A 22,945-nucleotide genomic window follows, 5' to 3' on the forward strand; every position below is an offset into this window, starting at 1 on the left:
ATTACTTCCAGATATTCCACGGACTTTGAATCCAGGCTGCGACGATCACTAGATAAGCGAGTGTCAACGGGATAAATACCTTCCAGCCGAGGCGCATGATCTGGTCATAGCGATAACGCGGGAAAGATGCACGAACCCAGATAAACATCGATACCACAAGGAACGTCTTTGCACCAAGCCAAATCCAGCCAGGAATAAAGTCCAAAAATTGTACCGGTGATGCCCAACCGCCCAAGAACAACAATGTTGTAAGAATTGAGATCAGGATCATGTTGGCGTATTCAGCCAGGAAAAACATGGCGAACGACATGCCCGAGTATTCAATCATATGACCGGCAACGATTTCCGACTCACCTTCAACCACGTCGAACGGGTGACGGTTTGTTTCTGCGATCCCGGAAATAAAATAGATCACGAATACCGGCAATAAAGACAACCAGTTCCACGACAGGAAACCAATCCCTTTATCGTAAAAGTAACCTTTGCTTTGCCCCATGACGATATCGGTCAAATTTAAGCTGCCGGACACCATTAATACGATCACCAGCGCGAAACCCATCGCAATTTCATATGACACCATCTGTGCCGAGGCGCGCATTGCGCCGAGGAAAGCATATTTCGAGTTGGAAGCCCAGCCCGCAATAATCACGCCATACACTTCCATCGAAGTAATGGCCATCACAAATAATAAGCCGGCATTGACGTTGGCTAGCACGGTTTCCGGACCAAACGGAATGACCGCCCACGCTGCGAGCGCTGGCATGATGGTCATGATCGGCGCAATAAAAAATAAATACTTATTTGCACGTGAAGGCAAAGTCACTTCTTTGAGGAGCAACTTCAATGCATCGGCGATCGGCTGCAACAAACCGAATGGGCCAACCCGATTAGGTCCCAGACGAATATGCATCCAGCCGATTAGCTTACGTTCCCAGTACGTCAGATAAGCCACGCACAGCAAAAGTGGGACGACGATGATAACGATCTTGATGACGCTCCAGATCAATGGCCAAATTAGCCCGAGATTATCCGTACCTGCTGCATTAATGGTCGCGATAAAGTGATCCATTATGCTTTCTCCACGGCGATAGAACCGAACATCGCACCTAACGCCTTAGTCGCCGGATGGGCTGCTGCGATACGTACTACATTCGAAGGTAAGCCCAGATCGATTGCAGCCATCAGAGAGGCGACGCCCTGCCCTTGCTTCACATTCACAAGATCACCGGTGGCGATGCCAAGTTTTTCAGCCAGCGCTGCAGACAACCAGGCCTGCGGAGGCTGTCCATCGGTAGTGTCCTGTAGTGACGGAGCACGACGGACGATTGCATCGGAAAAATAGATAGGCACATCAGCGACACGCTCGATAGCACTGCCATCGTCGCCCTGCGAAGCTGCTTGCAGCGGAGTGTCTGACAGGTTGTTAAGAAGACCCGTTAGATTTGCTTCTGCCAAATTATTCGTACCAAGAACTTCTGCCCGAATCGCTTCGGAGGTATCGTAATCAAAACCTGGCAGGCCAAGCAAATTGCCTAACACGCGCAATACTTTCCAGGCAGGCCGGGCATCAGCTAATGGCCGCACAGTACCGTTAAAGCTTTGTGCACGCCCTTCGCAATTGACAAAAGTACCGGAAGTCTCGGTGAACGGTGCAATCGGTAGCAAGACGTCTGCATAGTCGGTAGCATGCTTGTACGCTGACAACACCACAACCATCTCGGCTTGATTAAGCGCACTACGTGCAACCTGTGGATTGAAACTATCCAGCTCTGGTTCTACGTTTAATAAAACATAGGCCTTGCGCGGTTGCGCAAACATCTGCTGCGCATTCGCACCTTTGCCAACCGCTGGAATCGCTTGCGCCACATAACCGCCGACGGTATTCCCAGCCTCGGTCATGGTGCCAAATTTGGCATCGGTTTGTTGTGCGATCCATTGTGCCGCGGCATGTAATTGTGAGGCTTGCGGATGCTGCGCCGCAGCGTTACCTAGTAATACTGCCTTCGAAGATCCGGACAACAAGCTTGTCGCAATCTGTTTGGCGCTAGCCGAGGGGGCAACAGCTTCGAAGCCGGCAGGTATTGCCATGCTTTTTGCCTGCGCCACCGCAACGACAACCTCACCCAACATCGCTAACCATGCGGACGGTGCAGCAATGATCTTATTCGCAACAGGCATCAGCAAATCATCATCGGTTGCATGCAAGATGCTCAACTTGGCCCCGCGTTTTACACTCAAACGGAGTCGAGCAGATAATAGCGGATGATCTTTGCGCAGGAATGAACCGATCACGAACGCCCGATCAAGCTCGGCGAATTCGTTGATCGACATTCCCAGCCAAGGCGTGACTTTGCCATCTAATGCAAAGTCAGACTGGCGAGTGCGAAAATCAATATTCTCAGACCCTAGTCCCCGCACCACTTTTTGCAAAAGCGATAATTCTTCAAGCGTTGAATAAGGCGTGCCCAATGCGGCGATCGAGTCGGCACCATGTTCATGGCGGACATTGCGCAAACCATGCGCAACGTATTCCAAGGCTGTTTGCCATTCAACTTCTTGCCACTTTCCGTCCTGCTTGAGCATCGGCTTGGTCAAGCGCTCGGCGCTGTTCAAACCTTCGTAAGCGAAGCGGTCTTTATCTGACAACCAGCATTCATTGACGTCGTTGTTTTCCAGCGGTAGCACGCGCATCACTTTGGCAGATTTGACCTGAACGATCAAATTGGCACCTAGGCCGTCATGCGGGCTGATTGATTTACGACGCGACAATTCCCAGGTACGTGCGCTGTAACGGAACGGCTTGGAGGTCAATGCGCCAACCGGGCACAGATCAATCATATTGCCGGACAGTTCTGAATTAACTGTCTTACCAACAAAAGTGGTAATTTCGGAGTGCTCGCCGCGACCGACCATGCCAAATTCCATGACACCGGCAATTTCCTGTCCGAACCGCACACAGCGGGTGCACTGAATGCAACGTGTCATCTCCTGCATCGAGATCAGCGGGCCAGCGTCTTTAGGGGACACGACGCGTTTTTCTTCTTCGTAGCGGGAGGATGATTTACCGTAACCAACTGCCAGATCCTGCAATTGACACTCGCCGCCCTGATCGCAAATCGGGCAATCAAGCGGGTGATTAATCAGAAGAAATTCCATCACGCTTTTTTGCGCTGTGACCGCTTTGTCGCTAGCAGTGCGGACAATCATGCCAGCGCTAACCGGCGTGGCGCAGGCAGGCAAGGCCTTCGGCGCTTTTTCTACCTCGACCAGACACATGCGGCAGTTTGCCGCAATGGAGAGTTTTTTGTGATAGCAAAAATGGGGAATATAAGTGCCAATTTTGTTGGCAGCATCCATTACCATGCTGCCTTCCTGGACTTCCACTTTTTTGCCGTCTATTTCGATTTCGACCATGGCTTTTGCTTTTCTTGCCTAAGTATGTTGCTTACTGTTTCGAATTACGCCATCACAAACACCGTTGACTTCGCTGAATCAGAGTGCCATATAGTCGCGCAGTAAATTTTTAGCGCCGCCCAATTTTTAGCGCCGCCCTTTACACATACGCTGGCACCAGGCAATGCTTATGCTCAATGTGATATTCGAACTCTTCGCGATAGTGCTTCAGGAACCCACGTACCGGCATCGCCGCCGCATCACCCAGCGCACAAATAGTACGGCCCATGATATTGCCAGCGACAGTATCCAGCAAATCGATGTCTTCGGGATGGCCCTGGCCATTTTCGATGCGGTGTACCAGTCGATAAAGCCAACCTGTGCCTTCACGGCATGGCGTACATTGGCCGCACGACTCTTCAAAATAAAAGTATGACAACCGCTGCAACGCCTTGACCATGCAACGGGTGTCATCCATCACAATCACCGCTCCAGAGCCCAGCATTGAGCCTGCTTTTGCAATAGCGTCATAATCCAGATCGGTATCCATCATGATCGCGCCGGGTACAACCGGTGCCGACGATCCGCCTGGAATCACAGCTTTAATTTTTTTACCGCCGCGCATACCACCAGCAAGTTCCAATAATTTCGCAAATGGCGTGCCTAGAGGTACTTCATAATTGCCGGGCAATTCGACATCGCCTGAAATTGAGAAAATTTTGGTACCGCCGTTATTGGGCTTTCCTATTCCCGCATAGGCAGGACCGCCCATGTTCAATAGGAATGGCACCGCCGCAAAGGTTTCGGTGTTGTTGATCGTTGTCGGTTTGCCGTACAAGCCGAAACTAGCTGGAAATGGCGGCTTAAAGCGCGGCTGCCCTTTTTTTCCTTCTAACGATTCCAGCAGTGCTGTTTCTTCACCGCAAATATAGGCACCGTAACCATGAAACGCGTGCAACTGAAAGTTGAAAGCACTCCCAAATATATTGTCACCAAGTGCACCTGCTGCGCGTGCTTCATCCAGCGCCTCTTCAAATCGCGCATAGCCAGACCAGATTTCGCCATGGATATAGTTATAGCCGACCGTGATACCCATCGCAAACGCGCCAATCGCCATACCTTCAATCAACGCATGCGGATTGTAGCGAATAATGTCGCGATCTTTAAATGTGCCGGGTTCGCCTTCGTCGGTATTACATACCAGGTATTTTTGGCCCGGGAACTGGCGGGGCATGAAGCTCCACTTCAAACCAGTTGGAAATCCTGCACCACCCCGACCACGCAAAGAACCCGCTTTCAATTCTGCGATAATTTGTTCGGCAGTAACACCGTCATTGAGAATACGCTTCAACGCTGAATAACCGCCGCGCTTGACATAATCTTCGTAATGCCAGTTATCACCATCGAGATCCGCGAGGATCAATGGATTGATATGTCTATTATGCAGACTGGTCATGTTGGACTCGCTTCGCTCAATTCCGCTAGCAAGCCGTCGATCTTCTCGTTCGACATCCAGCTACACATGCGCTTGTTGTTAACCAATAGCACCGGGGCATCACCGCAAGCGCCCATACATTCGCCTTCCATCAACGTGAATTGGCCGTCAGCGGTGGTCTCGCGGTAATCAATGCCTAACTTATGCTTTAGATGTGCCGCCGCTTTTTCCCCGCCGGACAACTGGCATGGCAAATTGGTGCAAATCGTGATCTTGTGCTTGCCGATCGGCTTAGTGTTGTACATGTTATAAAAGGTCGCAACCTCTTGCACAGCGATGGCCGGCATGTCGAGATAATCGGCAATGTCGTGCATAATTTCCGGCGATACCCAACCAGTTTCATCCTGTGCAATCGCCAATGCGGCCATTACTGCCGACTGTTTTTGGTCTGCAGGAAATTTCGCTACTTCGCGATCAATTTTTTTGTATGTATCTTGACTTAACAACATGTTGTTGGCCATTCGTACGCGGTGGTCTGCGGTAGTTATTGGTAAATTCACGGTGAGCGCGATAGTGCGCGCTAAATTCACGGAAACATGTATTCACACCTGACTGAACCTAAAGAAGCTGCCCTGGAATCTTCGTGGCGGAAAGACCACTCAATTTCTCTGCGCCGTAGATTTGGACTATCGTCCAAATCAGCTTCGCTGCGGCGGCAAATCGGAACATATTCTTAACGGTCAATCTCTCCAAACACAATATCTTGCGTTCCGATAATCGTTACAGCATCAGCAATCATGTGACCTTTTGCCATTTCGTTCAGACCCTGCAAATGCGGAAAGCCCGGTGCGCGGATTTTCAAACGATATGGCTTGTTAGCGCCGTCGGAAACAATGTACACACCAAATTCACCTTTTGGATGCTCAACGGCAGCGTACGCTTCACCTGGTGGCACATGAAATCCTTCTGAGAAGAGTTTGAAATGATGAATCAACTCTTCCATGTTCGATTTCATGTCAACGCGGGACGACGGGGCAACCTTGTGGTTCGTTGTCATCACCGGGCCGTCATTGTTTCGCAACCATTCTACGCACTGCTTGATAATGTGGTTTGACTGGCGCATTTCTGCGACGCGAACGAGATAACGATCATAACAATCGCCGTTCTTGCCGACTGGGATATCAAAATCCAGAAGGTCATAAACTTCGTAGGGTTGCTTCTTGCGTAAATCCCATTCGATACCAGACCCGCGCAGCATTGGGCCGGTAAAACCCATCGCCTTTGCACGTTCCGGGGATACGACACCGACGCCAACGAGTCGTTGCTTCCAGATCCGGTTATCTGTCAGCAAAGTTTCGTATTCGTCGACGTATGTCGGAAAACGTACGGTAAAGTCTTCAATGAAATCCAGCATCGAACCCTGGCGATTTTCATTCAACGCCTTGATGGCTTTTGCATTACGAACAATCGATGCTTTATGCTGCGGCATCTGATCCGGCAAATCGCGATAAACGCCACCGGGACGATAGTATGCTGCATGCATACGTGCGCCGGACACTGCTTCATAGCAGTCCATTAAGTCTTCGCGCTCACGGAATGCGTACAACAACACAGCCATCGCGCCGACGTCAAGCGCATGCGCGCCGATCCACATCAGGTGGTTCAACAATCGGGTGATTTCGTCGAACATGACGCGAATGTATTGTGCGCGCAAAGGCACTTCGAGGCCCAGCAACCGCTCGATCGCCATCACGTAGCCGTGCTCATTACACATCATGGAGACGTAATCGAGACGATCCATGTAAGGCACTGACTGCAGATAAGTCTTTTGTTCCGCCAGCTTTTCCGTACCGCGATGTAATAAGCCGATATGCGGGTCGGCACGCTGGATGACTTCTCCATCCAGTTCCAGCACCAGACGCAATACGCCATGCGCCGCGGGATGTTGCGGACCGAAGTTCAGCGTGTAGTTCTTAATTTCTGCCATTATTTGATCCCGTAATTTTCTTCGCGAATCACGCGTGGCGTGATTTCACGCGGGTCTATCGTCACAGGCTGATAAATCACGCGTTTTTGCTCTGGGTCATAACGCATTTCAACGTAACCAGATACCGGGAAATCTTTACGGAATGGATGACCGATGAAACCGTAATCGGTCAAAATTCGACGTAAGTCATTATGTCCTTCGAAAAGGATACCGAAGAAGTCGAATGCTTCGCGCTCATACCAGTCAGCGGCAGACCAAATTCCCGTCAACGACGCCAGGATAGGCAATTCATCGTCAGGTGCAAATACGCGTACGCGCAAACGCCAGTTATGCTCAAGAGACAGCAAATGAGTCACGGCAGCAAAACGCGCACCGTCCCAGATTCCGTCGCCGTAAGTTGAGTAGTCAACGCCGCATAAATCGATCAATTCTTCAAAGCGGGTATCGGCATGATCGCGCAGTACGCGCATGGCCGACAGATAGTTCGACGCTTTGACGATGATAGTGACTTCGCCGAAGGCAACAGTCAGACTTTGAAGATCATCTCCGAGCGCATTGCGCACAGCTGCTTCAAGGGTTTCCAGTTTCGTCGTCATTCGGTTCTCTTAGCGCGCAATGGTATTAGTGCGGCGAATCTTGTTTTGCAGCTGAATGATACCGTACAGCAGCGCTTCGGCAGTCGGAGGGCAACCAGGGACGTAAATGTCGACGGGCACAATGCGGTCGCAGCCACGCACCACGGAATAGGAGTAATGATAGTAGCCACCACCGTTGGCGCACGAACCCATCGAAATCACCCAACGTGGCTCCGGCATCTGGTCGTACACCTTACGTAACGCAGGTGCCATCTTGTTACACAGTGTGCCAGCGACGATCATTACGTCGGACTGGCGCGGTGAAGGTCGGAAGATGACGCCGAAACGATCCATATCGTAGCGCGAGGCTCCGGCATGCATCATCTCGACGGCGCAACAAGCCAAACCAAACGTCATCGGCCATAAAGATCCGGTACGCGTCCAGTTGATAAGCTTGTCGGCCGTAGTGGTCACAAACCCTTCGTTCAATACACCTTCAATTGACATGATTTACTCCCAATCCAGCGCGCCCTTCTTCCATATGTACCAGAAGCCGACAACAAACTCAGCGATGAATACCATCATCGTGATGAAGCCAGCCCAGCCGAGATCTCGCATAGCGACACCCCAAGGGAAGAAAAAGGCAGTTTCCAGATCGAACAAAATGAACAAAATGGCGACGAGGTAATACCGCACATCAAATTTCATGCGCGCGTCTTCGAATGCTTCAAAGCCGCATTCGTATGGAGAATTTTTCTGAGCGTCGGGCCGGTGTGGTCCAAGAATACGACCGAGCAATTGCGGCATCACACCAACCGCAATACCGATCAATATAAATAATAAAACGGGGAAGTAATTTTCGAGGTTCACGATTTTTCGCCAATAATTTGAACGGTTAGCAAATTGATGTCAAGGTAAGCATCGCACGGCAACCAAACTACCCGCAACGCACTTTACCTCTTCATTCAACACTACTAGTTCCTCGACTACAAATCAGCGTAGGAACAACTTTGCTGACTCTTATAACTTGGTGCCGACGGCGAGACTCGAACTCGCACAGCTTTCGCCACTACCCCCTCAAGATAGCGTGTCTACCAATTTCACCACGTCGGCATAAGGGCATATTTTAACCTGATTTCGCATTTTTGTTCAATGCACAATTTGATTAAAACCCAGTAAATACGTTCTAATTCGAACTTATTTTGGGATTTGATTCGAAGGGTCGGTACTGTGCCCGGATGCGGCAGGATTTACCGATGCTGCAGGCGCGCTGGCGGCCGGAGTCGATGACGCACTACCGGCAGCACTTGGCACAGGAACCGTGGTCGATGGAATAGATGCGGCCGGCGCAGATGCGGCTGGCAAACTATCCATTACGCCGCCAGTTGCTGCAGTGCGATGACTTCCCAAGTAGACCAGACCCAACGTCGCGCAGAAAAAAATCAGCGCAGCCAGGCCAGTCGACTTAGACAAAAAGTTCGACGATCCGGTCGCTCCAAACAAACTACCTGAAGCGCCGGAGCCAAAAGCTGCACCCATATCAGCACCTTTACCGTGCTGCAATAAGACGAGTCCGATAATCGTCAACGCTGACAACACCTGAACGACCACGATAATAGTAAGTACTGAGTTCATTTAATGATTTTCCAATGGAGAAGATACTTCTGATTTTTACAATTTAATTCTTTTAACACTTTTTACTGCGATTCAGATGCATCGGCGAACTGGTTACTGCCTGGCCTACCAATGCTATTTCGACTAACATTTTGTAAGCCAATTTAGCGTCGACAAAAACCACTAATAACATCGGCATGCACGCCGGCCATTATGCTACGGAGCTCATCCAAATTTCCGGCCTGACGGCGACCCAAGACTTAGGCTACCGCAATAATAGAAAGAAAATCTATCGCCTTCAATGCTGCGCCACCAATTAAACCGCCATCGATATCAGGCATTGCCATAAGTTCGGCTGCATTGTCAGGCTTCATACTGCCGCCATATAAAATCTTTACTATCGCAGCAGACTCGCCGTCCCTTAACGATACTCTGTTCCGTAAAGCTGCATGGACGTCCTGCGCCATTTGCGGAGTTGCTGTCTTACCTGTGCCAATCGCCCAAACCGGCTCATAGGCGATAACAATATTCTTGATTTGCGAAAGGTCAATCAGCGCCAAAACGGCATCTAACTGCGCGCCGACTACCACATCGGTTTGCCCCGCCTCACGTTGCGCCAAAGTCTCGCCCACGCAAACGATCGGCGTCAAGCCCGACTGCAAGGCCACTAGTGCCTTTTGCGCCACCAATTGGTCAGTTTCGCCATGATACGCGCGTCGCTCGGAATGGCCGACAATCACGTACTTGCACGCAAAGTCCACCAGCATGGAGGCGGCAACGTCGCCCGTGTAAGCGCCGGATACATGGACTGAGAGATCCTGACCGCCCAAAGCTACTACGGTTCCAGCGAGTTCCGCCTGGCACTGGGCCAGATACGGAGAAGGAACACAAACGGCAATATCGCAGCCGACAGATTCAAGGCCAGCCTTGAGTTCCGACAGCAATGATGCGTTGGCAGCCAAGCTACCATTCATTTTCCAGTTACCAGCTACGAGATTGCGGCGCATTATTGGCAAGGCCCACTATTTTAATAACCCGACATTCTAACGCGGGACGACCAAAGCGGTCAAACTGTGGGGTTATTGCGCAAATTTTTCATAGGCTGTCGGCCAGGAAATAATAGTATGCCAATTTGCGAAACATGCAATGCGAAGAATGTACGATGCGCTTTGTAAATATCCCAAAATTTGCCCATTGCTTCGTGTTATTACACGGTAATGACTGTTTTTATGCGGCTAAACGACGCCTAAATACCCAGCGCGTCGCATCAGAGTCTTTTTCGGTAAATTGATAGCCCTCGACATTGAAGTCTTTCAATTGCTCTGGGTCGATGACTTTATTTACCGTAGCGTAGCGTGCCATCAAACCCCGCGCGCGCTTTGCATAAAAAGAAATAATCTTATATTTACCGTTTTTCCAATCTTCAAACACCGGCGCCACAATGCTGGCCTGTAAAACTTTCGGTCGAACGACTTTAAAATACTCATCCGATGCAAGATTCACAAGAACCTCAGCGTTTAATTTTGCCAATTCCTGGTTTAACCCCAGTGTTACGGTGTCATGCCAAAAAGCATACAAATTCTTTCCGGCGGCATTAACCAGTTTGGTCCCCATTTCGAGCCGGTACGGTTGCATTAGATCAAGAGGTCGCAACATGCCATATAGCCCCGATAAGATTCGCACGCGATCTTGCGTATACGATAACTGTTTGGGATTTAATGAATTCGCGTCAAATCCCGCGTAAACGTCGCCGTTAAATGCCAAAATTGCCTGTTTGGCGTTAGTGCTGCTGAACTTTTTAGACCATGAGGAAAACCGCGTGGCATTCAGATGCGCCAGCGTGTCCGAAATATGCATTAAGCCGCCGACCTCAGCTGGTGACATTTTTTTTAATACATCAATCAATTCCGACGAGCGTGAAATGAAATCAGGTAACGTGTGAACGTCAGTGGTCGGTGGCGTGATGTAATCGAGCGATTTGGCAGGCGATAAAACAATTAACATAGATAATATCCGTACTTATATATTCAAAATTATTTAAAAAAACAACTACATTAAAAAGAATTGTTCACAATGATACCGAAGCGCATCGTCATCGACACTAATGTCTGTCTAGATTTATTTGTTTTCCAGGATCCGCGCTGGTCGGGGCTGATGGCCGCGCTTCAGTCTGGTGAAGTCGAAGCGGTAACGCGGGCCGACTGTCGTATGGAATGGCAACTAGTATTACATTATTCGCATCTTCCGATCAGCGACGAGACCCGACCCGGGTTCAACGCGGCGTTCGAAGCGCACATTAAATGTATCGAGGCGGAGGCGCTATCACCCCGCACCGACGTACGCTTACCACTCTGTTCCGATACGGATGACCAAAAATTTTTAGAATTAGCCCTTGGGGCACATGCCTCGACGCTCATCACCAAGGACAAAGCTCTTTTAAAACTGGCTCGCAAGACGGCTAAACTCGGGCTTTTTTCGATTATAGGGCCTCAAAGCTGGTGCCTTCCGCAACCGTAATCGCGCGCCGAATATGGACCCAGCCACAAACGGCTAGAATAAACACGTAAGAACAAAAATGTAGCTGGTAGGAAATATTTCCGTTTTCTTCGCAAACATTTCAACAGCGCCCTTGTCAAAATTTTCCACGCCCAATAGTATTGATGCACGCAGCCCCTTGAATGTTGGCGGGACCTATGCCGATGGTTCTCGGCGGGCTTTGACGCAATAGGCGCTATACGCAATTTTTCATCACCACAAACAACTCACATCAAACATGACCAAGCAGCTCAATGTCGCCGCATTCACGGCTCCTCTCGCGCCTCCTAAGTCTCTGACCCTACGGTCGAAACTGCCAGACGTCGGCACGACCATTTTTACGACGATGTCAGCGCTCGCTGCGGAGAAAAATGCTGTCAACCTGGGGCAAGGCTTTCCCGATTTCAATTGTGATGCAGCACTCGTTGGCGCGGTCAGCGACGCCATGAAAAATGGACTGAATCAATACCCCCCGATGGTAGGCATACCGTCACTACGCTTGGCTATTGCCGATAAGATCGCGAAGCTGCATGGCCATAACTATGATCCAAACACCGAAATCACGGTCACTGCGGGAGCCACTCAAGGGCTGCTGACCGTTATCATGTGCGTCGTACATCCTGGCGATGAAGTAATCGTCATCGAACCTGCCTATGACAGTTACGTGCCGGCGATTGAATTAGCTGGCGGCAAACCAATCTTCGTTCAAATGCATCTGGGTGCTGACGGTTACTCAGTGCCATGGGACCAGGTTACAGCGGCGGTGAGTCCGCGCACGCGCCTTATAATAATTAACTCCCCGCACAATCCGACCGGTAGCCTGCTGATAGCAGATGATATAGCAGCCTTGGCGGACATCGTGCGCGGTACTGATATTCTGATTCTGTCAGATGAAGTATATGAGCACATGGTGTATGACGGGTTGGCACATGAATCCATCAGCCGCCATCCAGAGTTGGCTGCGCGGGCTTTTATTGTTTCCAGCTTCGGTAAAACTTATCACGTTACGGGTTGGAAAATCGGTTTCGTCGCGGCCCCCGCAGCACTCTCGGCAGAATTTCGGAAGGTCCATCAGTTCAACGTGTTTACGGTCAACACGCCTGTTCAGCATGGAATTGCCGAATATATGCGCAATCCCGCACCTTACCTCGAACTTTCCGCGTTCTACCAGCGTAAGCGCGACTTATTTCGGAGCGGTCTGCAGGACTCGCGTTTCAAGTTGCTGCCATCGGATGGCACCTATTTTCAGTGCGTCGATTACTCGGCGATTTCGTCCGCCAGCGAGGTGGAGTTTGCTACGTGGCTCACAAGCGAAATTGGTGTGGCCGCAATTCCTGTATCCGCATTCTATTCAACGCCACGTCAATCCGGCATCGTACGTTTTTGTTTTGCGAAACAGGATGAAACTTTACACAAAGCGCTACAACGTCTGAACACCATTTAAAGCTGTCAATTGCCTTCGGCATTGCAGCACTAATTGATTACCCTGCTAAGGAAATAGTGATGATAGATGTCTATAGCTGGCCAACACCCAACGGCCATAAAATACATATCATGCTGGAAGAATGTGCCCTGCCTTATCGCGTGCACCCGATCAATATTGGCGCTGGCGATCAGTTCACCGCAGATTTTTTATCAATCTCCCCCAACAACAAAATCCCAGCCATTGTTGATCAGGACGGCCCCGATGGCGAACCCATTTCGTTATTCGAGTCGGGTGCGATTTTGCTTTACCTGGCCAGCAAGACCGGTGAGTTCCTCGGCGGCACGGATCGCGAACGATTTAAAACATTGGAATGGCTGATGTTTCAGGTCGGCGGCGTGGGTCCTATGCTCGGACAAGCACATCACTTCCGAATGTACGCGCCAGAACAAATCGCTTACGCTGTTGATCGCTACACCAACGAAGCCAAACGTCTCTACGGACTCATCGATAAGCAGCTTTCAAAGAATGCCTATCTCGCCGGTAGCGAGTATACGATTGCCGATATCGCTACGTTCCCGTGGCTGCGCTCATGGAAAAATCAAGGAGTTGAATTGAGCGATTTTCCGTACCTGCATGAATGGTTCGATACCATCAGTCAACGCCCGGCGGTCATCCGGGGCGTGGAGGTGCTGGCGAGTTTGCGCAAGCCATTGACCGGTGAAAAAGAGCGGGGCGTTTTGTTCGGCAATCAACAATACGAAAAAAGATGAGCAAAGCTGTCGTCCTGCTGCCATGTGCTGACTCCCCTTTGCTCAGGATGGGAAGACGCACAGTCAGTGAGGTGGTGCCTGATGATTATTTCAAGGAGAAACGGTTACTAATGTCAGCGTATTCGGAACAAAACGTGGACGCGACGCGGATTTTTTTTGTGTTGGTTTCATCGTAGGGTCAGTTTCAGCTGACAGTACATAGATTTTATGGGAAACCGGATCAATCGCCATGGTTCTTGCTCCCCGCATGGTATTAACGGTCTGCTTGAGTTGATAGTGCGTCGCATCACGCGCGCTAAAAATATTGAGGGTGCCGTCGTCATTCGAACTGAATGCCAATCTCGCCGTCGCATCAAATGCGGTCGCATCGCTACCACTACCAATAGGTACAGAATCCATTACTTTTCCTGACTTGCCGTCAACCACAACCATTTTCTGGTTGTGGCAACCGACAAATAGCCGCTGCGTCGCCAGATCGATCGAAAGCCCCGCAGGCTCGTCGCAAGTCGCAGATAAATCGATCCGCTGAATAATCTCCAAATTTTTCGTATCGATCACCACAATTTGGTTCTTATCTTCCAGATTCACAAACAGATGTCCCTTTCCATCTACCGCTAAAAATTCCGGCTTGCCACCCAACGCAATCGCCGCAAATGACTTCCCGGCGCTTGCATCGATGGGGGTCATACTGTCCGATCCACCATTCATGGCAAAAACGCGCTTGCTAAGCGCATCGTAGACAATTCCATCGGGTTTCTTTTCTGTGGCTGCGGTGCCGATGATTTTAAGTGTCGACAATGCAAAAATGGTCACGGAATTGCCTTTCCCGTTGCTGGTGAATCCGCGGTCCAGATCGGAGGCTACCGCGACCCCATGCACACCCGGTGTATCCAGAATGGCACCGATCATTTTCTTTTGATCGACATCATAAACTTCCACCCGATCGCCGTGTGTAATGAACAGATGACGGCGGTCGCCATCCATGCTTAGATAATCCCATTTCAGCTCACCATCCACATGTTGCCTATCAATAATGTGATAGTGCCCCTCATCGCCAGACGGCACAGCAGCGCCATTTGCGATAGATCCGACCGGGCTTAGCAGACCAACTATCGCAACAGAAGCAATAGCGAAAGATACGACTGTGTGCGCATTACGCAGCGAACGAAAGGCCATCCTCTGAATCCTTTTTTGTAATAAAAAATCTGTCTTTTAATAATAGTAAATTAGAGCAAGTAAACATTCTTAACGTTTCAAGCAAAGCCAGCGGAATTTATGCAAAAAAACTGCCAGAACCGAAGGTTCCCTAATCCCTTTTTGTTAAGAACCCATATTAATTACCTTTACTTATCGTTTGCTTAGCGTTTATCGTTAATTACTGATACGGACGAACCATCGTCCAAACCTAGTTTTTTACGTAACTCAACTTTAGCTGATTCAAAGCCTACTCGAAATTCGTCACGCGTTAGAAGGTTCGCAGCGATCAATGTACCGACAATACGGCCTGCTTCAATGTCGGATGGATAATGAACGCCGCCAACAACACGATTATTTGCATATTCACGTGCCCGTGCCATAATTTCTGGCCGCTTTTCCGGCACCATATTCGCCAGAACTATTCCCATTAACGTACCCGCAGTTGCGTGCCCGGAGGGATAAGAACCAGATGCGGTCATTTTTACCACTGGCTTAACCAAATCGCTGTATAAATAGGGACGCGGACGCTGCCAGACGTCTTTAGATACGTCAACTACGGCTCCTTCCGAACTAACAACACGCGCGAAAAAAGCAGCACATTCAGGTAAGTTTTCGGCCGTAAAATATTCTCCCATCACATCAGAAAAACGCCATATATTTTCGACTGCATCGGCCTTGGCCCGCGCCACCATTTCTGGCGTACGCGTAACTTGTAGGGTTAATATTTCGCCCAATTCAGCCTTGGTCTGGGCAGAATCACTCCGCGGCGGGGGCGGCAATAGCTTTAGTAAGTCGATATCGCCTGCCGAAACAAAAGGTTCGGCCCCCTTCGCGCTTGCGGACGAATGGAGCAGGGTTGATGCTGCGACCAGACAGAACAGTACAGACGTAAAAAAATGGCGCATAACAATTCCGTTAAAGTTAAGTTTTATCTAATGAGGTAGTTGCGCTGCTTAGCGTATAAATTCAACCCAGACCTGATACACCTTATCGCTACCCTGCAGATCCGCCGGGGGCAGTGGATATTGGGCATTTTGTACCGACTGCAGCGCTGCGCGATCGATCATTCCAATGGTGCTCGAGATCATCACCCTGGCTTGCGATGGCGCTGCATCCCGCAAATGAAATTCCACCCGCACGCGGCCAGCAAAACGCAAAGCCGCTGCTGCCGGTGGATAAGCAACGGCCGCCTGCACTGCAGCACGTATCCTGGCTGCATACTCAGCACTTACGTCAGCTTTGGCAGTAGTGGCCGTTGGTGGGGTTGGCGGTGAGGGTGGCGCCGACATAGACGCTGGCTCGGAAAATGCTGATGGCGCTAGCGCGGTTGGCATAGGGATTGACGGAGCTGTGACAGGTTTCGACGGAGAAGTCGGCGTCTGAGGTTTGCTCCGGGTCACATGCGTCTTGGAAGTTGGCTGAGATTTAGGCGGTGAGATTGGCTCGGGCTTCTTTGGAACCGGGACCGCTTCCGACACTTTTTCTTCATTTAACAATGTGATTTGCACCGGCTCCGATAACGCGGGTTTCGACGGCGTGGTGGCAAGAATAATTCCCCCGATCGTTACCAGTGCAACCTCGACCAGAACAGCTAAACCAAACGCTTGGAAGGGAAAACGACGAGTGCGGATAATTGCAGACATAGTATCCTTACTTAGCGTTGGCTGTGCGGGTTGCGAGACCAATTTCGGTCGCTCCGCCGTTCCGAATTGCATCGATTACCTCCATTACCTGCTGCAATGAAGCAGTCTGATTTCCAGCGATGGTGACAGACGTTTTGCTACTCTCACGCTGACGCAACAGCGCCGTGAGTTGAACGGCAGTCACGGGATGATTTTCAACCAGTAATGAACCATCCGGGGCAATTTCAACCAGTAATTTAGGCGGTGGCATGGTTATCGCTGTCGAACTGGTCGGCAATTTAGTGACATGTCCCGAAGTTGGAATCATGCGCAGCGTCAACATTGCAAAAAAAACGAGTAAAAACAGCATAATATCGATCATCGGAATGATCTCTATACGGGCCTTTCTGGTGTCGAGATAACGCATATCAGGCCCTTACCTGCAGTGCGACCGACTTAATCGGGGCCGCGGAAGAAGGGACGATCGACGACACCTGCGGCGCAGCCTGCAAGCTATTAAGCGCAGCTGCCTGCGAGGTCATCCGATCATGACGGTTGACCAGCATAATCTTGATGGTCTCCAGCTGATGGAATACGATTCGTACGCGGGTGTGCAGGGCATTGAAAAAGACCAGGCCGATCATCGCGATCAATAGGCCAGAAGCGGTAGCAATGAGTGCTTCCGCAATGCCGCCGGTAATTTGCGCAGCGCCACTCTGTGCATCCCCCAATACGTGAAATGCATTGAACATACCGATGATGGTGCCAAATAACCCGAGCAAAGGCGCTAACGTAATGACGGTATCCAGTACCCACAAAGAGCGATCAAGTATGGGCACTTCATGCATGATCGCTTCTTCCAGCTGACTGTCAAAGGTATTCCGGTCGGCGCTCGCCGGTTCCTTTCGCAATACGTCAAACAATTGGGCATGCGGCAATTTAGATAATTTTTTGGGGACGGACAAAGCACCTGGGTGCAGGCTATCCTTTTTTAGTAAAGCAATTAACTTTTCGCCACCTTGCTGCATATTGGATAAATGTTTGGTGCGCTCGATGATGACCGTTAAAGCAACCAGCAATAAAACCATCATTACATATAATGTGCCACCGGAATCATTGGCTAACTCGAGTAGGTGTGAAATATTCATGATTTAATGTAGACAAGAAATAGACGAAAATTGAAAAAATGGGGAAGCACGGCTTCCCCGCTATCAGTTCACAGAATTAGAAATCGAGTGTGAGTGTCAACGAAGTGCTCCGCGCTGGCAGCAGAGTCAGTTGGTCACCCGGTGCGGGGATTGAAGTTGTCGTTGATGCAGGTGTCACGCCGACGATACTGTGATTATCAAATAGATTATTGACGGCGAACTGAAACTTCGCTTGCTTGGCCCAGCTCACAGGATTCTTCCATGTATAGTTGACGAACAGGTTCGACAGCAGAAACGGATCGATTGATACAGCCTGGTGGGTGCCCCCATTGTCGTTGTACATTTTGCCGACACGCTTCGTAAACCAGCCGGTGTTCCATGCACCTTGCTCGTAGCTAAGGCCGAGTGTTTCAGTGTCGCTTGGTGCACTGGCGACCCATAGGCCGCTGGCATACTTGGAACTACCGTAAGTACCATTGATATATAAATTAAAACCGGCGCCCAGAATGATGTTGCTTTCTGCTTCGACGCCTTGAGTAACTGATGTTCCATTGGCATAAAACGTGGTGTTGCCGCTGGTATCGGTAGACGATGAATAGGCGTTATCAAACTTGATGTGGTAAGCATCGACGTCGAGTGTAAATTTGTCGGACTTCCATACCGTCCCGATTTGGAAAGTTTTGGTTTTAACCATCGCAGGCAAGACCGTGACGTTCGCATTTTTAACGTCAAACACGTTGGTTGGTGGAATTTCGCTGCCTGTCGCAAATTGGGCATAAGCGGACCAATTCTGCTGCAATTTATAATGCACATCCAACGAAGGAAGCGTCGAATTGTAAGTCGCCGCGTGCGAAATGCTAGGAAGGCCACCCAGATTGCCGACAGTCTTACCGTTGTCAGCAAACTGCGTGAAATCCTGGCGATAAGATGCGTACTTCACTCCTGGAGTAATCTTCAGATCATTCGTGACGTTGAACTCATATTCGACAAACGGCTGCAATGTTGTAGTTTTAAATTTTTCATGAAAGTTTGGCAAAGCGGCATCGATCCAGGTACGCGGATCGGATGGCACCTGATACCGGTTGGTGTCCGCATATTCCGACCACAACCCGGTACGAAAAGTCCCTGTCCCTGACTCTTGACTAAGACGCAGCAAATTGCCGTAAGTCCGATAAGCATTGAGCTTGTCTGTACCACTTGTTGTGCTAATCGTGGTGCCGTTATAATTTTGCTGGTTGTGATACGCGTAAGTATACAACTTGTCGTCCAACTTCCAGCCGTTGCCCAGATTCGATGTTAAACCAAGATATTCAAAATCCGAAGTAACGTGATAAAAATCATACCCGTAATAGTTGGCTTGACGAGGATCGCCACTCATCAAATAATTGTCCCCGTACTGTGCCACTTGCGCACGGGTTGGTCCTTTGGTATTTGGGGTATTGGTGTGCAAATCAATTGAAGACGCGAACACGGTCAGTGCCGTATTGTCGGTGACTGCGAACTGGTATTTTAGAGAAATGGCATCGCGCTTTTGCTTATTGTAAGTTTCGTAACCGTCGGATTTCATCTCATGTACATTGAACAGGAGGTTTGATGAACCGTCGGTACCGAACTGCCCTGTTTCATGTTCAAGACCAATCAACGACGTGTTCCAGGTTCCGTATGAACCCGTCACACTGGTGCGTTGTTGCGGATCAAGGTTACGCGATAATAAATTGATTGAGCCTCCAAAATTGGCGGGACCAATTGTAGCAGCCGATCCAGGGCTCCGATCCACAACTGCGCCACCGATAAACTGCGCCGGGAAAAATGCCCAAGTGTGATGTGTCGGACTATTGGTATCCTGAAATGGAATGCCATCAAAGGTGACGGAATAGTCGCCATCCTGAAAGCCGCGAAAGTAAGTCTTCGTATCACCGAGACCGGGGCCGTTAGGACTGTAACTGTAAACGCCCGGCGTCATTTGGATCACTTGGCTAAAGTCCGCAATCGGCGACGTGTAGCTGCGGATGAATGCTTCACTGACTTCAGATTGCGCCGATCGCGCATCCAATGAACCTTGGGAGGGCGCACTTTTGGCAGCGGCAGGAACACGCGATGCCAGGGTTGCAGAACCAGAACCATCGCTGGCGCTGACAGCGCCCAGGTCAGTGGCTTGCTGTGCATATCCAATCACCGGCGTGACGATGCACAGTACGGCGATGGCGCGTAGGATATTGGCGTTGCATGCTTTGACACGTGGCGCGGAGTGCAGGTGAAAACTTGGCTTGACACCAGATGCGGGTGTTGGCTTGATGCTACGAACGTTCATGTTGCCTCCTGTAGAAAAGAAGGCATGCTAATGAACCAATATTTCATCCTCATGACGTTGTCTAACTACAACGTTTATTACTCTTATGGTCATTTATCTTTTTGCTAAAGCAAGTAGTTGAGCTACCCTCTCACCGCTTAATAACGATAAAAGTGGCAAACGGGCGCAAAACGTTACTCTTGATTGGGCGCTGGATAGCCAACAGTCAATATCGCTAATTCATCCAAACCTGCGGGCGTCATCAATGTCACCGACTCTCCCTCATGGGCTTTAGTCAGTGCGCGCGCAACCGGTGAAATCCAGCTAATTTTCCCATGCAGCGGATCAAGCTCATCAATGCCGACGATGGTGACCGTGTGCTCTTCGCCTGCGTGATTTTGATAGCGAACGGTGGCCCCAAAGAAAATCTGATCACGGCCATGATGAATACTCGGATCTACTATTTCGGCCTGATCCAGACGCTTGGTCAAAAAACGAATTCGTCGATCGATTTCACGCAACCGGCGCTTACCGTAAATATAATCGCCATTTTCAGAGCGATCGCCGTTGGAGGCGGCCCATGAAACAATCCGCACCACTTCGGGCCGTGCGTTATCGATCAAATCGAGCAACTCCGCCTTCATGCGCGCATGGCCTGCGGGCGTCATGTAATTCTTGGTTCCAGCCGGAATCGGCGGCAATCCAAACTCCAGATCGTCGTCATCGCCATCGGATTCTTTGACAAAGGCTTTATTCATATCTAGTATTGTAGTGCGATTTCGCCATCACCCGCAAATTCGCCGAAAGTCGTCACCGAGCCAGCGAAAATTCAGCACCAGAGTGCTGGATCATTGATCGCCAATCGGGAGGCGCCCACATTTTCTCCTTCATTTGGACATACAGCCATATGCCAGTTACATCTGCCAGCGATCGTCGCCGCTACCGCATCGGGTTAGCCTCAAGCCGCACGCATCAAGACGCCCCGCACTCTCCGCTCGCGCAATTAATAAACGGCAGCCGTGCGGCAATTGAACAGCATTTGCAGCCAAATTTAATCGTCGTCGGCCGCACCCTGGATGCGATTAATCAGCTCGGCTTGCTGGATGGTTATCCGCATCTGGAACGCTTTCCATATGGACGTCAAGGCGGTTTGATGAAGCTGGTTTCACGCGTCGTTGATAGCGATCCAACGCGCACGCTTGATGCAGTGATTTATTTGATGGACCCCGTGGACCCGTCATCAACTTTTCCTGAAGCCGTGGCCTTGAAACGTCAATGTGTGATTCATGGAAAGCCCTTTTTATCGACGTTGGCAGGCGCTCAGGAATGGCTGGAGCTGGAATCCATCGGGCTTGGGGCTGCACCGAATTCGGAACTTGACCTGACCTTTGATCTGGCGAATGAGGGCATCGCGCTGATTGCACACGATGCGATGAAAGAGCGCATGCTCACCATCGCTGAACGCCATTTCCACCTACTCGATCAATTTGCGTTTCGCTGCGCTACCGGCACCACCGGCAGTCTGCTAAACAAACTGGCGCAAAGAATCAAAGGGGAAGAAGCCGGTCGAAATTGGGTAAAACCGTTTTTAAGCGGCCCGATGGGCGGCGATGCGCAAATCGCTGAATTGATATTGGATCGCCAACAATGTCGCCGCGTACTGTTTTTGGAAGACCCGCACGTTGCCCGCCAACACGAAGCGGATATTCAATTGCTCGAACGCGCAGCGCGCACAGTGACTGATTATGCACTGTGTATTAACGATGCGGGATGTGGTGAGCGTTGGCTGGAGTTGTTGCACAAGCGGGTTGGAATGCAAGGTTCCTGAATACCGCTTCAATCGCCCTGCTTTGTCCCTATGCGTTGCGCCGATCGACGCAACGGAGGGAGCTGCCGTTTCCAGGGAACGCGAAAAATCGTCAGCAATGACTTCGTTTAACCCAAATTAAACGCGTCGTGTTCCCGTATTCACCGCAGCAGTCGCACCCGACTCCAGCGTAAATCCTGCGCCCGAGTCTGTTCCAAGCGTCTTCACGAGGTACGGCATCAACTCTTTAAGGAGCGGCTCAAGCGTCCAGGGTGGATTAAGGACAAACATTCCGCTACTGTGTAGACCAAAGCCATCCGGCGAGGGGGTCTTGACAGTCAGCGTGACGTTGAGCCAGCCATTAGCTTTGAGACGTTTCAGTTTATCCGGCATTTGACGTGATTCCATGCGATTCAACACTGGATACCACACAGCATACGTTCCCGTTGAAAAGCGTAGCAGTGCATCTTCCAGCGTATTCTTTACCAGTCGATAATCATCCTTCACCTCGTAAGGCGGATCGATGAGGACCAGTCCGCGGCGGGAAGGCGGCGGTAATAACGCCTTCAAACCCAGAAAACCGTCACCTTGCGTAATCATGACGCGTTTGCCACGGCTATTACTGCGGGCGCGCTGGGCATCCAGCTTGCGAAAGTTATCTGTCAATATTTTGCTGTCGCTAGGATGCAACTCAAATAGCCGTAGGCGATCCTGCTCACGCATAGTGATATCAGCACAATACGGAGAGCCTGGATAAAAACGCAGTTTGCCGTCTGGATTGAGTTTGCGCACTACATTGACATACTCAGCCAGTGCTGGCGGTAAATCCTTGCGACTCCAGAGACGGCTGATACCGGTTTCGAATTCGGCATTTTTTGACGCATAACCGCCGTCCAGCGCGTATACGCCTGCGCCTGCATGCGTATCGATAACTGTGTAAGCGGTATCCTTCTGGCCGAGGTAATCAAGCAATTGGATGGTCACTAGGTGCTTCAGCACATCGGCATGATTGCCGGCATGGAAAGCGTGGCGATAACTCAGCATAAAAATATCTATCTTGGTAAAGGGGTGATTCCACCTGCATATCGGCCGTACGGCAGCGTTTTCGTCGATATTATTCAGCGAAAAATAGCGCCTCCGCCTCAC

Annotated in this window: 23 protein-coding genes and 1 tRNA gene; 4 read left to right on the plus strand and 20 right to left on the minus strand. The window is 50.3% G+C overall.

Going from position 1 to position 22,945, the window contains the following annotated elements:
- Position 1: 1 nt before the first annotated feature.
- The 12 genes from nuoH to yaaA all read right to left on the minus strand — a co-directional run bounded on the left by nuoH (position 2) and on the right by yaaA (position 11,008).
- Positions 2 to 1,069: an NADH-quinone oxidoreductase subunit NuoH gene (gene nuoH / locus JQN73_RS01925; protein WP_205321415.1), complete on the minus strand. Its 1,068-nt coding sequence runs from the start codon at positions 1,067 to 1,069 to the stop codon at positions 2 to 4.
- Entirely contained in the window at positions 1,069 to 3,414 is a 2,346-nt protein-coding gene (gene nuoG, locus JQN73_RS01930; protein ID WP_205321416.1) for an NADH-quinone oxidoreductase subunit NuoG, read from the minus strand. The genes nuoH and nuoG overlap by 1 nt, the downstream gene beginning before the upstream one ends.
- 139 nt (positions 3,415 to 3,553) lie before the next feature.
- Positions 3,554 to 4,849 (minus strand): NADH-quinone oxidoreductase subunit NuoF, encoded by a 1,296-nt coding sequence (gene nuoF / locus JQN73_RS01935; RefSeq protein ID WP_205321417.1) that lies wholly within the window; start codon positions 4,847 to 4,849, stop codon positions 3,554 to 3,556.
- Positions 4,846 to 5,349, minus strand: coding sequence for an NADH-quinone oxidoreductase subunit NuoE (gene nuoE, locus JQN73_RS01940; protein WP_205323123.1), 504 nt, complete (start codon positions 5,347 to 5,349; stop codon positions 4,846 to 4,848). Before nuoE ends, nuoF begins: the two co-directional genes overlap by 4 nt.
- A gap of 212 nt (positions 5,350 to 5,561) precedes the next feature.
- A complete protein-coding gene (locus JQN73_RS01945) occupies positions 5,562 to 6,815 on the minus strand; it encodes an NADH-quinone oxidoreductase subunit D (RefSeq protein ID WP_205321419.1) in 1,254 nt (417 codons plus the stop codon).
- Entirely contained in the window at positions 6,815 to 7,411 is a 597-nt protein-coding gene (locus JQN73_RS01950) for an NADH-quinone oxidoreductase subunit C (protein WP_205321420.1), read from the minus strand. Before JQN73_RS01950 ends, JQN73_RS01945 begins: the two co-directional genes overlap by 1 nt.
- A 9-nt stretch (positions 7,412 to 7,420) precedes the next feature.
- Positions 7,421 to 7,897: an NADH-quinone oxidoreductase subunit B family protein gene (locus JQN73_RS01955; protein WP_014005578.1), complete on the minus strand. Its 477-nt coding sequence runs from the start codon at positions 7,895 to 7,897 to the stop codon at positions 7,421 to 7,423.
- A gap of 3 nt (positions 7,898 to 7,900) precedes the next feature.
- Complete coding sequence (locus tag JQN73_RS01960; protein WP_108439673.1) at positions 7,901 to 8,260, minus strand: NADH-quinone oxidoreductase subunit A; 360 nt, start codon at positions 8,258 to 8,260, stop codon at positions 7,901 to 7,903.
- Positions 8,261 to 8,418: 158 nt separating this feature from the next.
- Positions 8,419 to 8,503: transfer RNA gene (locus JQN73_RS01965), tRNA-Leu, on the minus strand.
- 84 nt (positions 8,504 to 8,587) lie between these two features.
- Complete coding sequence (gene secG / locus JQN73_RS01970; RefSeq protein ID WP_205321421.1) at positions 8,588 to 9,025, minus strand: preprotein translocase subunit SecG; 438 nt, start codon at positions 9,023 to 9,025, stop codon at positions 8,588 to 8,590.
- Between the two features lie 239 nt (positions 9,026 to 9,264).
- On the minus strand, positions 9,265 to 10,011 hold the full coding sequence (tpiA, locus tag JQN73_RS01975; protein WP_205321422.1) for a triose-phosphate isomerase: 747 nt from the start codon (positions 10,009 to 10,011) through the stop codon (positions 9,265 to 9,267).
- A gap of 220 nt (positions 10,012 to 10,231) precedes the next feature.
- Positions 10,232 to 11,008, minus strand: a complete 777-nt coding sequence (yaaA, locus tag JQN73_RS01980; RefSeq protein WP_205321423.1) for a peroxide stress protein YaaA — start codon at positions 11,006 to 11,008, stop codon at positions 10,232 to 10,234.
- A 69-nt stretch (positions 11,009 to 11,077) separates the two neighbouring features.
- Between yaaA and JQN73_RS01985 the strand changes: the two genes are divergently transcribed.
- The 3 genes from JQN73_RS01985 (at position 11,078) to JQN73_RS01995 (ending at position 13,735) form a co-directional block, all read left to right on the plus strand.
- A complete protein-coding gene (locus JQN73_RS01985; protein ID WP_205321424.1) occupies positions 11,078 to 11,521 on the plus strand; it encodes a putative toxin-antitoxin system toxin component, PIN family in 444 nt (147 codons plus the stop codon).
- A gap of 256 nt (positions 11,522 to 11,777) precedes the next feature.
- Entirely contained in the window at positions 11,778 to 12,983 is a 1,206-nt protein-coding gene (locus JQN73_RS01990) for a pyridoxal phosphate-dependent aminotransferase (RefSeq protein WP_205321425.1), read from the plus strand.
- Positions 12,984 to 13,042: 59 nt separating this feature from the next.
- Complete coding sequence (locus tag JQN73_RS01995) at positions 13,043 to 13,735, plus strand: glutathione binding-like protein (RefSeq protein ID WP_205321427.1); 693 nt, start codon at positions 13,043 to 13,045, stop codon at positions 13,733 to 13,735.
- 90 nt (positions 13,736 to 13,825) lie between these two features.
- On the opposite strand, the gene JQN73_RS02000 is transcribed toward JQN73_RS01995, so the two are convergent.
- The 7 genes from JQN73_RS02000 to greB all read right to left on the minus strand — a co-directional run bounded on the left by JQN73_RS02000 (position 13,826) and on the right by greB (position 20,750).
- The gene (locus tag JQN73_RS02000) at positions 13,826 to 14,911 is read right to left on the minus strand and encodes a YncE family protein (RefSeq protein ID WP_205321429.1); all 1,086 of its coding nucleotides are present in this window, start codon (positions 14,909 to 14,911) and stop codon (positions 13,826 to 13,828) included.
- Between the two features lie 182 nt (positions 14,912 to 15,093).
- Positions 15,094 to 15,837 carry a phosphatase PAP2 family protein gene (locus JQN73_RS02005; RefSeq protein ID WP_205321431.1) on the minus strand — a complete coding sequence of 248 codons (744 nt, stop codon included), beginning with the start codon at positions 15,835 to 15,837 and terminating at the stop codon, positions 15,094 to 15,096.
- Positions 15,838 to 15,885: 48 nt separating this feature from the next.
- Complete coding sequence (locus JQN73_RS02010) at positions 15,886 to 16,575, minus strand: TonB family protein (RefSeq protein WP_205321432.1); 690 nt, start codon at positions 16,573 to 16,575, stop codon at positions 15,886 to 15,888.
- Positions 16,576 to 16,582: 7 nt separating this feature from the next.
- Positions 16,583 to 16,981: a biopolymer transporter ExbD gene (locus JQN73_RS02015; protein WP_205321434.1), complete on the minus strand. Its 399-nt coding sequence runs from the start codon at positions 16,979 to 16,981 to the stop codon at positions 16,583 to 16,585.
- Between the two features lies 1 nt (position 16,982).
- Positions 16,983 to 17,702, minus strand: a complete 720-nt coding sequence (locus tag JQN73_RS02020) for a MotA/TolQ/ExbB proton channel family protein (protein ID WP_205321436.1) — start codon at positions 17,700 to 17,702, stop codon at positions 16,983 to 16,985.
- 76 nt (positions 17,703 to 17,778) lie between these two features.
- The gene (locus tag JQN73_RS02025; RefSeq protein WP_205321437.1) at positions 17,779 to 20,013 is read right to left on the minus strand and encodes a TonB-dependent receptor domain-containing protein; all 2,235 of its coding nucleotides are present in this window, start codon (positions 20,011 to 20,013) and stop codon (positions 17,779 to 17,781) included.
- Positions 20,014 to 20,186: 173 nt separating this feature from the next.
- Entirely contained in the window at positions 20,187 to 20,750 is a 564-nt protein-coding gene (greB, locus tag JQN73_RS02030) for a transcription elongation factor GreB (protein ID WP_205321439.1), read from the minus strand.
- A 149-nt stretch (positions 20,751 to 20,899) separates the two neighbouring features.
- On the opposite strand from greB, the gene JQN73_RS02035 reads away from it, so the two are divergent.
- The gene (locus JQN73_RS02035; protein ID WP_205321441.1) at positions 20,900 to 21,820 is read left to right on the plus strand and encodes a methylglyoxal synthase; all 921 of its coding nucleotides are present in this window, start codon (positions 20,900 to 20,902) and stop codon (positions 21,818 to 21,820) included.
- A 117-nt stretch (positions 21,821 to 21,937) separates the two neighbouring features.
- Here the strand turns inward: JQN73_RS02035 and JQN73_RS02040 are convergent, their stop codons facing one another.
- Complete coding sequence (locus tag JQN73_RS02040) at positions 21,938 to 22,843, minus strand: 23S rRNA (adenine(2030)-N(6))-methyltransferase RlmJ (RefSeq protein ID WP_205321443.1); 906 nt, start codon at positions 22,841 to 22,843, stop codon at positions 21,938 to 21,940.
- Positions 22,844 to 22,945 lie beyond the last annotated feature (102 nt).

This window comes from Glaciimonas sp. PAMC28666, from assembly GCF_016917355.1.
In the GTDB taxonomy this organism is placed as follows: domain Bacteria; phylum Pseudomonadota; class Gammaproteobacteria; order Burkholderiales; family Burkholderiaceae_D; genus Glaciimonas.